This window comes from Micromonospora sp. NPDC048830, assembly GCF_043198215.1.
Taxonomy (GTDB): domain Bacteria; phylum Actinomycetota; class Actinomycetes; order Mycobacteriales; family Micromonosporaceae; genus Micromonospora.
Genome location: NZ_JBICUP010000002.1, coordinates 289603 through 302534, shown reverse-complemented (window position 1 = coordinate 302534; position 12932 = coordinate 289603). Strand labels below are relative to the sequence as shown.

Genomic DNA, 12932 nt, shown 5'->3' with positions numbered 1-12932 from the left:
CAGGTGGCCGACGATCCGTCGCAAACGCCGACAAATCAGTGCGCGACAATGCACGCAAGCAACTGTCAGAAAAGCGTCATTTTTTCGGCCGGCGCGTCCGGCGCGGGAATGCGGGCGATCAACTGCGGCCCGTCGTTGCGCACGTTGCCGACCGCCGGCCCGACCGGCCGGATCTCCAGCCCGGCCAGCCAGTCCGGCGCGGGCGGGGCGAGCAGCGCGGCCCGGTCGTCGGCCGGGCCCAGCCAGGCGGACCAGCGCTCGCGGGGCAGCAGCAGCGGCATCCGGTCGTGCACCTCGGCCAGTTCGCCGATTGCCGGCACGGTCAGCACGCTGAAGCTCAGCAGCGGCCCGGACGGGCCCTCCCAGACCGACCAGATGCCGGCCAGGGCCAGCACCGAGGAGTCGGCCGGGGTCATGTAGTACGCCTGGCGGCCGCCGTCCGCCCGCCGGACCCACTCGTACCAGCCGTCGGCGGGGACCAGGCAGCGGCGGCGGGCGAACGAGGGCGCGTACGCCCGGCTCGTGGCCACCGTCTCGGCCCGCGCATTGATCATGCGGGCGGCGCCGGCGGGCGAGGAGGCCCAGGGCGGGACCAGCCCCCAGCGGCCGGCGGAGAGCGCCCGGTGCCCCTCGGCGGTGAGCCGCACCAGCGGCACGGAGTCGGTCGGGGCCACGTTGTGGCTCGACCTGGCGCCGCCGTCGGTCTCGTCGTACGACTCGAAGAGCGCGCTCAGGTCACCCGTGCTCCGGGTCGTGGCGTACCTACCGCACATGGGCACACGCTAGCGCCCCGGGCCGGACCCGGCTGTCCCGCCAGCCGGGAGCGGACCACGCGGCCGGTCGTAACACGCCGGGAATACGGCAGAATGTCACCGTGGGGAACCTGACCGCGACCCGGCCGCTGCGGCCGTGGACCGCTCCGACCGCGTCCGATCCCGTGGTGGCCTCGCTGCGGCTGCCCGGCTCCAAGTCGATGACCGCCCGCGCGCTGGTGCTCAGCGCGCTGGCCGGTGGTCCCTCCACGCTGGCCCGGCCGCTGCGCGCCCGGGACACCGAGCTGATGGCGGGCGCGCTGCGCGCGCTGGGCGCGCACATGTCGATCGCCGACGACGACCGATGGCTCGTCCGGCCCCACCCGCTCGCCGGCCCGGCGCACGTCGACGTGGGGCTCGCCGGCACCATCATGCGGTTCGTGCCGCCCGTCGCCGGCCTGGCCGAGGGGCGGATCACCTTCGACGGCGACCCGCAGGCCCGCACCCGGCCGCTCGGCCCGCTGATCGGCGCGCTGCGCTCCCTCGGCGTACGCATCGAGACCCCGGCCACCGGCAGCCTTCCGCTGACCGTCTTCGGCGCCGGCCGGGTCACCGGCGGCGAGGTGGTCATCGACGCCTCCGCCTCCAGCCAGCTCGTCTCGGGCCTGCTGCTGGCCGCGCCGCGCTTCGACCGGGGGGTCGTGGTCCGGCACGTCGGCCCGCCGGTCCCCTCCGCGCCGCACCTGCGGATGACCGTGCAGATGCTGCGGGCCGCCGGGGCGGCGGTCGACGACACCGTGCCCGACGTCTGGGTGGTCGAGCCCGGGCCGCTGTCCGGCCGGGGCTGGGAGATCGAGCCGGACCTGTCCGGCGCGGTGCCGTTCTTCGCCGCCGCGCTGGTCACCGGCGGCGAGGTGACGCTACGCGGCTGGCCGCGCAGCAGCGCGCAGCCGGTCGAGCAGCTCCGTGGGCTGTTGCAGCGCATGGGCGGCGAGGTGAGCCTCAGCACCGAGGGGCTGACCGTGCGCGGCACCGGCACGGTGCGCGGCATCGACGCCGACCTGTCCGACGTGAGCGAGCTGACGCCGGCGCTGACCGCGCTCGCCATGCTCGCCGACTCGCCGTCCCGGTTCACCGGCGTCGCCCACATCCGGGGTCACGAGACCGACCGGATCGCCGCGCTGGCCCGCGAGTTCACCGCCGTCGGGGCGGACATCACCGAGTCGACGGACGGCCTGGAGATCCGCCCCCGCCCGCTGCGCGGCGGCGTGTTCCGGACGTACCACGACCACCGGATGGCGCACGCCGCGGCGGTGGCCGGGCTCGCCGTCCCCGGCATCGAGCTGGACGACGTGTCGTGCACCTCCAAGACCATGCCGGAGTTCCCGGCGCTATGGTCGGCGATGGTGACCGGAAAGAGCTGACACGACGGGGGGACGGTCCTGGCGACCAGACGGCGGGAGTACGACGAGGACGACGTACGGGTCCGGCCCGGGAGGTCCTCGCGCCCGCGTACCCGGACCCGCCCCCGGCACGCCGAGGCGGTCGAGGGGTTCGTGACGGCCGTGGACCGGGGGCGCTACACCTGCGTGCTCGCCGACGCCGGCGGCCCGGACGCGCCGACCGTCACCGCGATGCGGGCCCGGGAGCTGGGCCGCAAGTCAGTCGTGGTGGGCGACCGGGTGGGCCTGGTCGGCGATACGTCCGGCACGGCCGGGGCGCTGGCCCGGATCGTCCGGATCGCCGAGCGCAGCTCGGTGCTGCGGCGCACCGCCGACGACGACGAGACCACCGCCGAGGGGAAGCTCGAACGGGTGGTGGTGGCCAACGCCGACCAGCTCGTCATCGTCAGCGCGCTCGCCGACCCGCCGCCGCGCACCGGCTTCATCGACCGCTGCCTGGTGGCCGCGTACGACGCGGACGTCGAGCCGCTGCTCTGCCTGACCAAGGCCGACCTGGCCGGCCCCGAGCAGGTGGTGGGCTACTACGCCGAGCTGGAGCTGCCGTACGTGCTCGTCCGGCCGGACTCCGACCTCGACGGGCTGCGCGGCCTGCTCGCCGGGCGGGTGTCGGTCCTGGTGGGGCACTCCGGGGTGGGCAAGTCGACGCTGGTCAACCGCCTCGTCCCGGACGCCGCCCGCGCGGTCGGCAGGGTCAGCGCGATCGGCCGGGGCCGGCACACGTCCAGCAGCGCCGTGGCGCTGCGGCTGCCGCCCCGCCCTGGCTCCGCCGCCGACCCGGGCTGGATCGTCGACACCCCCGGGGTGCGCAGCTTCGGGCTGGCGCACGTGTCGGCCGAGAGCCTGCTGCACGGCTTCCCCGACCTGGTCGAGGGGACGGTGGACTGCCCGGCGAACTGCCAGCACACGGCAGACGAGACGGCCTGCGCGCTGGACGCCTGGGTGGCCGCGGGCCGGGCCGACCCGCGCCGGCTGGCCTCGTACCGCCGGCTGCTGGCCTCCCGCACCGGGGAGGCCGACCCCCGCGAGACCGACCGCGAGCCCGACCGCGACCCCGACGCCCCGCCCGCGGCGTGACACCCGCCGCCCAGCCCGAGCGACCCGCCCGCGTGACCCTGTAGCCCCAGCCCGAGCGACCCGCCCGCGTGACGCCCGCCGCCCCGGCCCGGCCGCGAGCCGCCGGCGGCGCTCCCATGCCGTGACACCCGGCGAGCCGCCCGCCCCGGCGCGGCCCGGCGGTCGCTACGGTTTCGCCATGACCGGGTACGCCGACGACCTCGCCCTCGCCCACCTGCTCGCCGACCGCGCGGACGCCGTCTCCACGGCCCGGTTCCGCGCCCTCGACCTGCGGGTCGAGGCGAAGCCCGATCTCACCCCCGTCTCCGACGCCGACACGGCCGTCGAGCGGGAGATCCGCGCGCTGCTCGCCGAGCACCGGCCGGGCGACGGCCTGCTCGGCGAGGAGTACGGCGAGCAGCCCCCCGCCGGGTCGGGCGGGCGGCGCTGGGTGGTGGACCCGATCGACGGCACCAAGAACTTCGTCCGGGGGGTGCCGATCTGGGCCACCCTGATCGCTCTGCTGGAGGGCGACCGGCCGGTGGCCGGGCTGGTCTCCGCGCCGGCGCTGGGCCGCCGCTGGTGGGCCGCGCGGGGCGCGGGCGCGTACGCCGGGCCGGACGCCGCCCACGGCGAACCCATCGCGGTCTCCCGCGTCGGCCGGCTCGCCGACGCCAGCTTCTGCTACTCGTCGCTGTCCGGCTGGGAGGACGCCGGGCTGCTGGAGCCGATGCTCCAGCTCATGCGGGACACCTGGCGCAGCCGCGCGTACGGCGACTTCTACGGCTACATGCTGCTTGCCGAGGGGGCGCTGGACGTGATGGTCGAGCCGGAGCTGTCGCTGTGGGACGTCGCCGCGTTGGTGCCGATCGTCACCGAGGCGGGCGGGACGTTCACGGACCTGGCCGGTCGACCCGCCCCGGCCGGGGACGCCGCCGGGCACAGCGCCGTGGCCAGCAACGGCGCGCTGCACGGCGACATCCTGGCGAGGCTCGGCCGGCCGGCCGAGCGGTGATCCGGTAGCAGCCTCTATCCTCGCCAGGTGGTGTCCTCCGGCTGGTGCTTCCTGGCGGCGATGATCGTCGCGTACGGCATCGCCAACCTCCTCCAGTCCGTGGCCGCGGCCCGGACCACGCTGCACCACACGTTCGACCCGGGGTTGCTGCTGCGGCTGGCCAGCCACCGCACGTACCTGGTCGGGCTGGCCTGCCAGGTGGGCGGGTTCGTGCTGGCCTTCCTGGCGCGCCGGGACCTGCCGCTGTTCCTGGTCCAGGCGAGCGTGGCGGCCGGGCTGGGGGTGACGGCCATCCTCGGCGTGCTGGTGCTCAAGTGGCGGCTGCCCACCGCCGAGGTGGCGCTGCTGGTGCTGCTCTTCGCGGGCATCACGGGCCTGGTGCTGTCGGCGCAGCCCGCGCCGTCGCGGCAGCTGGGCACCGCAGGGCTGGCCGCGCTGGCCGTGGCGCTGGCCCTGATCGCCGTGCTCGGCTTCTTCGCGGTACGGCTGCACGGCGCGCCCGGGTCCGTGGCGCTCGGCTCGCTGGCCGGGCTGGCCTTCTCCGCCGCCGCGGTGGCCGCCCGCCCGCTGGCCTCCGCGTCGACCGCCGAGGCGCTCGTCCGCGACCCGCTGCTCTACCTGCTGGTGGCCCACTCGGTGGTCGGGCAGCTGCTGCTCGGGCTGGCGATGCAGCGCGGGTCCACCACGGCGGCCGTGGCCGCCATGGACGCCGCGGGCGCGGTGCCCGCGGCGATCGTCGGGCTGCTGCTGCTGGGCGACCGGATCTGGCCCGGCCGGGAGTGGCTGGCCGGGCTCGGCTTCCTGGCCACGCTGGCCGCGGTCATCGGGCTGACAAGGTACGCCGAGCCGCAGCATCACCACGAGGTGGCCCGGGACCGCGACCGGGGCATGGTGCCGGCCGGCGTCCCGGTACGCCCCCGCCGCTGAGCCCCGCCGCTGTCCCCTACCTAGGCCGCCTCGACCGGCTTGCGGCGGCGGACCACCCGCTCGTAGAGCCGCTCCAGCGCACCGGCCGTCCGCTCCCAGGTGTAGCTGCACCGCACCCGGTCCACCGCCGCGTGCCCGTACGCGAACCGCCCCGCGTTGTCGCTGAGCAGCCGGCGCAGCGTGAGCCCGAGGGCGCGTACGTCGCCCGGCGGCACCAGCTTGCCGGTGACCTCGTCGACCACGGCGTCGGCGATGCCGCCCATGGCGTACCCGACGACGGGCACGCCGCAGGCCATCGCCTCCAACGACACCCGCCCGGCGGAGGAGTAGTGCGGGGTGCAGGCGACCACGTCGGCCGAGCGGTACCAGGTGGCCATCTGGTCGTGCGGCACCGCGCCGACCAGGGTCACCTGCTCGGCCACGCCGACGCGCTCGGCCAGTTCACGCAGGCGGCGGGCCTCCGCGTGGCCGGCGAGCTGCTCGGCCGGCGGCCCGCCCGCGATGATCAGTTCGGCGTCGCCGACCAGCCGCATCGCCCGGATCAGGTCGTCCTGCCCGTGCCCGGCCGACAGCCCGCCCACGGAGAGGATGCGGGCGCGCTGGTCGCGCGGGGCCGCCTCCCCGTCAGGATGGAACCGCTCCACGTCCACCCCGGCCGGCACCATCGCCACCGAGGCCCGTTGCAGGCCCATCCGGGTCAGCTCGTCGACCTCGTCGTTGCACTGCGCGACCGCGATGTCCACGGCGCGCGTCAGCGCCCGCTCCAGCGGGATGCGGGCGCCCGGGCCGTCGTACCCGGGGCCCAGATGCCGGAGCTGCTCGACGCCGAGGGAGTGGAAGGTCTGCACGACCGGGACGTCCGTCTCCCGGACGGCGTGCGCGGCGGCCAGCCCGCCGACCCAGTAGTGCCCGTGCACCACCTCCGGGGCCCACTCCCCCGCCCACCGCTCGGCCAGCCACCGACCGAACTCGGGCACGTACGGGACCAGCTCGGCGGTCGGCGCCGGGGCGGCCGGACCGACCGGGACCCGCTCCGCCCGGTACCCGTCGACCTCGACGGCGGCCGGCAGGTCCGGGTCGTCCCGGCGCTCGTAGAGGTGCACGTCGTGGCCACGGGCGGCCAGCTCGGCGGCGACCCGCGTGATGTGCTCGCGCGTGCCGACGGGCGGACCGTCGGCGGGCCTGGACGGGCCGGAGTGCGCGCACACTAGGCCGACGCGCATGGGTCACCTCCATGCGTTTCTCGAGCTGGCGGATCCTCCCGGTCAGAGGGTCCCATTAACCGGGCGCCCACGAGCCGAAACCTGGCAAGTCGGAAACGTACGACCCGGCCGCCGGGAAACTCCGCCGGCATGAGCGGCCCGCACGGGGGTACGGGCGAGTAATGCCTCTCACCCGCAGTCTCGACGACGCCACGATCGTGCTCACCGGCGCCTCCAGCGGCATCGGCACCGCCGCCGCGTACGCGCTGGCCCGCCGGGGTGCCGCGGTGGTGCTGGCGGCGCGCAGCGAACAGGCGCTGGGGCGGGTGGCGGCGCGCTGCCGGGAGCTGGGCGGGCGCCCGCTGGTCGTACCGACGGACGTCACGGACCCGGTGGCGGTGCAGCGCCTCGCCGCCCGCGCGGCCGACGAGTTCGGCCGGATCGACGCCTGGATCAACAACGCGGCGGTCAGCGCGGTGGGCCTGTTCGACGAGATCCCGGTGCGGGAGTTCCGCCGGGTGCTGGAGGTGAACCTGCTCGGCGTCGTGCACGGGATGAAGGCGGCCCTGCCGTACCTCGACGCCGCCGGCGGCGGGGTGCTGGTCAACAACGCCTCCGTGCTGGCCGAGGTGGCGATGCCCTACCAGTCGGCGTACAACGCCGCCAAACACGGCATCCGGGGGCTCGCCGACACGGTCCGCCAGGAGCTGCGGGTCACCGGGCGGGGCCACGTCTCCGTCTGCACGGTGCTGCCGGCGAGCATCGACACCCCGTTCTTCCGGCACGCCGCCAACCACACCGGCCAGGAACTGGTGCCCCCCGCCCCGGTGTACCCGCCGGAACTGGTCGCCGAGACCATCGTCCGGCTGCTGCGCCGGCCGCGCCGCGAGGCGTACGCCGGGGGCGCGGCCCGGCTGCTCGGCGCCCAGTGGCGGCTGGCCCCGGCGCTGGTCGAGCGCGGCCTCGGCTGGTACGGCCGCCGCTTCCAGTTCGGGCCGGCGCACCGGCCCGACAGCACCGGCAACGTCTTCACCGCCGACGCGACGGGCGAGCGGGAGGGCGGCTGGCGCGGGCGGCGCGGGGGGCTGGTCAGACTGACCGCCGCGTTCGGGCTCGCGGCGGCGGGCACGGCGGTGGGAACCGTGATGGCCAGAAGAGTCCGGACGGAAGCGTGATGAACGGGGCCGGCCGGTTGGATGCGCACCCGGTAACCGGAGTGCACAATGGGGCGATTATGCCGACACACGTGCGATGTCTGGTGGAGACGGACGAATCGTCCGGCGCGCTCCGGCTGACCGGGGTGCTCGACACCACCGCCACCGGCACCGTACGCGACGCGCTGCTCGCGCGGCTCTGCGAACGGCCCGGCCCCGTGGTGGTCGACCTGTCCGGGGTGCGGATCACCGACCGCGCCGCCCGCCGCACGTTCGCCGAGGTACGCCGGGAGGTCGCCGACTGGCCGGCGGCGGACCTGCTGGTCGTCGACCCCACCGGGAGGACGGCCGGCGACGAGCTGCCCGTCTGGCCGACCCTCGACGAGGCGACGGCCGCGCTGGCGGTGCTCCCGACGGCCACGGCGGCCACGACGGAGCTGCCGCCGGACGTCGGGGCGGCGCGGCAGGCCCGGGCGCTGGTGCTCGACGGCTGCGCCCGCTGGGGGGTCGACGAGCTGGCCGAGGCGGGCTGCATCGCGGTGACGGAGATGGTCAACAACGTGGTGGCGCACGCGGGCACCCCGATGACCGTCCGGCTCGCGCCGCGCGGGGACACCCTGCACATCGGGGTACGCGACCACTCCCCGCGGCAGCCGACGTACGCCGGACTGGCCCCGGTGGACACGGCCGGCGGCCGGGGCCTGCTCCTCATCGACACGGTCGCCCGCCGCTGGGGCAGCACGCCGCTGCGCGACGGCAAGCTGGTCTGGGCGGTCCTGCACACCGAGGACGAACGCCCCTGACCTCCTTCCCCCTCCCGCGATCTTGCACTTTCCGCCCGGGCAAACCGGGCATTTCGCCCGAACTGGGGGCACAAACTGCAAGATCGCGGCGCCTCGCCCGACCCGCGCCCGGTCCCCCGCCGGTTACGGGTGGGGGGCAGCGGGTAGTGCTCAGGCATGCGCGACGACGAGTACCCGACCCCCGTCTCCGATCCCGAGGCGGAGGGGCTTCCCCAGACCGCCGACGACGACTCGACGGCCAACGACGACCTCTTCACCGGCCGCGAGGCGGACGGCCCGGAGCCGGCCCAGCTGCCGGGGGACCGCACGCCGGTCGCCGTGGACCGGTACGGCACCACCGCCGAGGAGCAGCTCGACGGGGAGTCGCTGGACTACAAGCTCGGGCGGGAGGTCTACGAGCGTCCCGCCGACGACCCGCTGGCCGCCCCGGTCGACCCGGACATCGCGGCCGAGGCCGACAGCCCGGCGGCGGCCGCGCAGGCGCAGCTCGACGCGGACGTCATCGACCCCGGCCCCACCTCCGACCCGAAGTCCCCGATCTCGGTCTACGACCACGGCCGGCTCGGCGGCGTCGCCGACACCACCGTCGGCCGCCTGGTGGAACCGGACGAGGGGGCACACAGCGACCTGGAGACCGACAGCGTCGCGTACGACGCGGGCTCGGCCGGCGGCGGGGCGAGCGCCGAGGAGCTGGCGATCCACGAGACCCGCCCGCCCGAGTCGCGCTGACGGCGTCCGCCCCTTCCTGCGCGAGAGTTGGCAGTCCAGGTACTCGACACGCCGGGAGAAGCGCGGCCCGGCCGTCAACCTTCCCCATCAGCGATCGACCAGCCAGCCCACCCACAGGTCACGCCAGCCACGACCCACCAGCCCACCCACAGTCACGCCGGCCACCGCCTCGACAGCCGATCCCCGACCTGGAATCAGCCGTCGAGGCCGCGCTCGATCGCGTACCGGGTCAGCTCGACCCGGTTGTGCAGTTGCAGCTTGCCCAGCGTGTTCTGCACGTGGTTCTGCACCGTCCGGTGGGACAGCCCGAGCCGCTCGGCGATCTGCTTGTACGACATCCCCTTGGCCACCAGCCGCAGCACCTCGGTCTCCCGGTCGGTGAGTCGGGGCGCGCCGTCGTCCCGGCCGGCGGGACCGGCCGTCCGGACGCCGGAGGCCGTGCCGCGCCGGCTCGGCCCCTCCCCGGCGAGCCGGCGGAACTCCCCGAGCACCAGCCCGGCCAGACCGGGCGTGAAGACGGGCTCGCCCGCGGCGGTGCGCCGCACCGCGTCCAGGAACTCGGCCGGCGCGGCCGACTTGACCAGGTACCCGGTGGCCCCGGCCTTCACCGCGTCCAGGACGGTCTGCTGCTCCCCGCTGGCCGAGAGCATCAGCACCCGCACCCCGGGCAGCGCCGCCCGCAGCCCCCGGATCACCTCCACCCCGGAGATGTCCGGCAGTTGCAGGTCGAGGACGACCACGTCGGGACGGGCGGCGGCGGCCACCCGCACCGCCTGACGCCCCTCGCCGCTGGTGGCGACCACCAGGTGGCCGGCCTCGGTGAGGTCGCGGGCCACCCCCTCGCGCCACATCGGGTGGTCGTCCACCACCATCACCCGTACGCTGGCGTTCCCCGACGTGTTCACCGGGCGGCCCTCGGCACGGTCAACTCCACCTCGGTGCCCGCGCCGGGCGCGGACGTGATGGTCACCGTCCCGCCCAGGTCGGCGATGCGGCCCCGGATGGACTGCGCCACCCCGAGCCGGCCCTGCCGGGCGGCCTCGTCGAGCCGGCCGGCGGCGATGCCGGGGCCCTCGTCGCGTACCGAGACGGTCACCGTCTCCCCCTCGTCCTCGATCAGCACCCACGCCCGCCCGCCCGCGTGCCGGTCCACGTTCTCCAGCGTCGCCCGGGTCGCGGCGGCCAACTCCCGGGCCGTCCCGGCGGGCAGCGGGACCCCGGTGGCCGGCGCCGACACCGAGACCGCCGCCGAGGCGTACCGGCCGAGCAGGGCGCGCAGGTCCAGGGTGCCCGGGTCCGCCTCGGCCCCGCCGTCGGGCGGCGGCGCACCCGCGATCAGGGCGCGCAGCGCCGCCTCCTGCTCCCCCGCCAGCCGGGCCAGCTCGCCGGCCTCGCCGTCGAGGTGGGCGCCCCGCCGCTGCACCATGGCCAGCACCTGGAGCACCGAGTCGTGAATGCCCCGGGCCAGCCGCTCCCGCTCCCGGGTCGCCGCCTCCAGCTCGACCGCCCGTTGCAGCCGCTGCTCGGCGGTCACCGCGAGCCGTGCGACGTGCCCGACCACGACGCCGGCCAGCAGCAGGAGGATGACACCCGTGACGGTGGACTGGCCGATCCGCTCCCGGGTGGCCAGGTCCGCCGCACCCATCGCCAGCGCGGCCACCGCGCCCCGGCGCCGACCGCCGGAGACGGCCCAGGCCAGCACCGGCCCGGCCAGCCAGACCACGGCCAGGCTCGGTACGCCGCCCGCGAGCCCCGTTCGCCCGATCACCCACGGGCTGGCCAGCAGGACCGCGAGCACCACCGCGAGGTCGGCCGCCAGCAGCGGCCAGCCCCGCCGCCGGGGGCGGGCGTAGCCGAGGGCGGTGAGCACCGTCCAGCCGAGCATCGCCAGCAGGACGATCCCGGCGACCAGCGGGTGGGCGTACCGGTCGGCGTCGCGCAGGGCCAGCACGCCGACGTACGCCAGGGCGGCGAACCGGAACACCGCGACGGCCCGCCAGAGCGGGACCTCGAAACCACCAGGCGGCGACGGCACGCCCGACACGATGCCACAGCCCGTCGGGACGGAATCCCGCGCGCCGCGTACGGTGGTGTCCATCGACACCACCGTCCTGATCGCCGAGGCCTTCGACCAGGCCCAGGTGACCGAGCTACGGCACTCGGTCACCTCCTGCGCCCACGCGGCCGGGCTGGACGGGCAGCGCCTCGACGACTTCGTGCTGGCGGTCAACGAGCTGATCAGCAACGCGGTCCGGCACGGCGGGGGGCGGGGCTGGCTGCGGCTGTGGCACGAGCCGGGACGGGTGGTCTGCGAGGTCGCCGACCACGGGCGGGGCATCAGCGCGGGGCGGCTCGGCCAGCGTGGGCGCCCCGCCACGGACGTCCCCGGGGGTTGGGGCCTCTGGCTGGCCCGGGAGCTGAGCGACGCCATGGACATCGACACCGGCCCGGCCGGCACCGCGGTCCGGATCAGCGCGGCGGTCGGGGCCGGGTAGCGCCCGACCCTCGCCCTCGCCCGGCCCTCGCTTGGCCGGGCCATGTCGGCGACATGGCGGTATCCCAGCGGCCGTGATGCCGCCATGTCGCCGACATGGTGCCCGGCGGCACGCGCAGGCGGCACGCGCAGGCCGTCGGCCGGCTCAGCCGAACAGGGCGCTGACCGACTCTCCGTTGTGGATCCGCCGCATCGCCTCCGCCAAGGCCGGCGCGACGGAGAGCACCTCCAGCTTGGGCACCCGCTTCTCGGCCGGGATCGGCACCGTGTTGGTGCAGACGATCTCCAGCACCCCGGGCTGCTCGCTGAGCCGCTCCAGCGCCCCGCTGGAGAAGAGGCCGTGGGTGCAGGCCAGCCGGATCGACCGGGCCTTCAGCTCGCGCAGGTGGGCCATCAGCTCGATCACCGTGCTACCCTTGGCGATCTCGTCGTCCAGCACGATCACGTCCCGGTCGGCCACGTCACCGATCACCGTACTGATCTTGACCCGGTCGTCGCTGAACCGCTGCTTCGCGCCGGCCGCGACCGGGGTCCCGAGCATCCGCGCGAAGGCCGCCGCCTCCTTGGCGTTACCCAGGTCGGGCGAGACCACCACGGCGTTGCCCAGGTCGTACCGCCGGAAGTGGCCGGCCAGCTCGCGCAGCGCGTGCAAATGGTCCACCGGGACGCTGAAGAAGCCGTGCACCTGCGGGGAGTGCAGGGTCATCGCCAGCACCCGGTCCGCGCCGGCCGAGGTGAGCAGGTCCGCGACCAGCCGGCCGCCGATCGAGATGCGCGGTGCGTCCTTCTTGTCCGACCGGGCGTACGCGTAGTGCGGCAGCACCACCGTGATCCGGCCGGCCGAGGCGCCCCGGGCCGCGTCGATCATGAGCAGCAGCTCGACCAGGTTCTCCTGCACCGGCGGGACCAGCGGCTGGATCAGGAACACGTCCCGCTCACGGCAGTTCGCCTGCAACTGCACCTCCAGGCAGTCGTTGGCGAACCGGGACACCCGCACCGGGTGCAGCGGCACCCCGAGATGGGTGCAGATCTCGGCGGCGAGGTCGGGATGGGCGGTTCCACTGAAGACGGCGATGTCGCGCACGTCCACAGATCGTACGGCCGGTGACGCCTCCCGTCGCCCGTGGACCGGCGACGGCGGACGAGCGCGGGCGGGCGCGAGCGCGGGCAGGCGCGAGCGCGGGCGGGCGCGGGCGGGCGCGGGCGGGCGCGGGCGGGCGCGGGCGGGCGCGGGCGGGCACTAACGGGCACTGGCGGGCACTGGCACTGGCGGGCACTGGCGCGGGCGGGCACTGGCGGGCACTGGCGCGGGGCGGGCACTGGCGCGGGCGGGCGCGAGC

13 protein-coding genes are annotated in these 12932 nt (G+C 76.0%); 8 read left to right on the top strand and 5 right to left on the bottom strand.

Annotated elements, in window-relative coordinates:
* Nucleotides 1–65: 65 nt before the first annotated feature.
* The gene (locus ACGFIZ_RS03815) at nt 66–773 is read right to left on the bottom strand and encodes an SOS response-associated peptidase (RefSeq protein WP_393415502.1); all 708 of its coding nucleotides are present in this window, start codon (nt 771–773) and stop codon (nt 66–68) included.
* A 101-nt stretch (nt 774–874) separates the two neighbouring features.
* Between ACGFIZ_RS03815 and aroA the strand changes: the two genes are divergently transcribed.
* From aroA to ACGFIZ_RS03795, 4 genes are all read left to right on the top strand, one after another.
* Nucleotides 875–2176, top strand: a complete 1302-nt coding sequence (aroA, locus tag ACGFIZ_RS03810; RefSeq protein ID WP_393415500.1) for a 3-phosphoshikimate 1-carboxyvinyltransferase — start codon at nt 875–877, stop codon at nt 2174–2176.
* A 132-nt stretch (nt 2177–2308) separates the two neighbouring features.
* On the top strand, nt 2309–3289 hold the full coding sequence (gene rsgA / locus ACGFIZ_RS03805) for a ribosome small subunit-dependent GTPase A (RefSeq protein ID WP_393415498.1): 981 nt from the start codon (nt 2309–2311) through the stop codon (nt 3287–3289).
* 178 nt (nt 3290–3467) lie between these two features.
* Nucleotides 3468–4283 carry a histidinol-phosphatase gene (gene hisN / locus ACGFIZ_RS03800; RefSeq protein WP_393415496.1) on the top strand — a complete coding sequence of 272 codons (816 nt, stop codon included), beginning with the start codon at nt 3468–3470 and terminating at the stop codon, nt 4281–4283.
* A 27-nt stretch (nt 4284–4310) separates the two neighbouring features.
* The gene (locus ACGFIZ_RS03795; protein WP_393415494.1) at nt 4311–5210 is read left to right on the top strand and encodes a hypothetical protein; all 900 of its coding nucleotides are present in this window, start codon (nt 4311–4313) and stop codon (nt 5208–5210) included.
* 20 nt (nt 5211–5230) lie between these two features.
* On the opposite strand, the gene ACGFIZ_RS03790 is transcribed toward ACGFIZ_RS03795, so the two are convergent.
* Entirely contained in the window at nt 5231–6433 is a 1203-nt protein-coding gene (locus tag ACGFIZ_RS03790; RefSeq protein ID WP_347668596.1) for a glycosyltransferase, read from the bottom strand.
* Nucleotides 6434–6594: 161 nt separating this feature from the next.
* On the opposite strand from ACGFIZ_RS03790, the gene ACGFIZ_RS03785 reads away from it, so the two are divergent.
* The 3 genes from ACGFIZ_RS03785 to ACGFIZ_RS03775 all read left to right on the top strand — a co-directional run bounded on the left by ACGFIZ_RS03785 (nt 6595) and on the right by ACGFIZ_RS03775 (nt 9098).
* The gene (locus ACGFIZ_RS03785) at nt 6595–7587 is read left to right on the top strand and encodes an SDR family oxidoreductase (RefSeq protein WP_393415492.1); all 993 of its coding nucleotides are present in this window, start codon (nt 6595–6597) and stop codon (nt 7585–7587) included.
* A gap of 59 nt (nt 7588–7646) precedes the next feature.
* Nucleotides 7647–8369 carry an ATP-binding protein gene (locus tag ACGFIZ_RS03780; protein ID WP_393415490.1) on the top strand — a complete coding sequence of 241 codons (723 nt, stop codon included), beginning with the start codon at nt 7647–7649 and terminating at the stop codon, nt 8367–8369.
* A gap of 156 nt (nt 8370–8525) precedes the next feature.
* Nucleotides 8526–9098 (top strand): DUF5709 domain-containing protein, encoded by a 573-nt coding sequence (locus ACGFIZ_RS03775; protein WP_393415488.1) that lies wholly within the window; start codon nt 8526–8528, stop codon nt 9096–9098.
* Between the two features lie 194 nt (nt 9099–9292).
* On the opposite strand, the gene ACGFIZ_RS03770 is transcribed toward ACGFIZ_RS03775, so the two are convergent.
* Nucleotides 9293–9970 carry a response regulator transcription factor gene (locus tag ACGFIZ_RS03770; protein ID WP_347668651.1) on the bottom strand — a complete coding sequence of 226 codons (678 nt, stop codon included), beginning with the start codon at nt 9968–9970 and terminating at the stop codon, nt 9293–9295.
* A 29-nt stretch (nt 9971–9999) separates the two neighbouring features.
* Nucleotides 10000–11133, bottom strand: coding sequence for a MacS family sensor histidine kinase (gene macS / locus ACGFIZ_RS03765; protein ID WP_393415486.1), 1134 nt, complete (start codon nt 11131–11133; stop codon nt 10000–10002).
* Nucleotides 11134–11143: 10 nt separating this feature from the next.
* On the opposite strand from macS, the gene ACGFIZ_RS03760 reads away from it, so the two are divergent.
* Nucleotides 11144–11593, top strand: a complete 450-nt coding sequence (locus ACGFIZ_RS03760; protein ID WP_393415484.1) for an ATP-binding protein — start codon at nt 11144–11146, stop codon at nt 11591–11593.
* Nucleotides 11594–11737: 144 nt separating this feature from the next.
* Here ACGFIZ_RS03760 and ACGFIZ_RS03755 read toward each other — a convergent pair whose 3' ends face one another.
* A complete protein-coding gene (locus tag ACGFIZ_RS03755) occupies nt 11738–12676 on the bottom strand; it encodes a ribose-phosphate diphosphokinase (RefSeq protein WP_393415482.1) in 939 nt (312 codons plus the stop codon).
* Between the last annotated feature and the right edge of the window lie 256 nt (nt 12677–12932).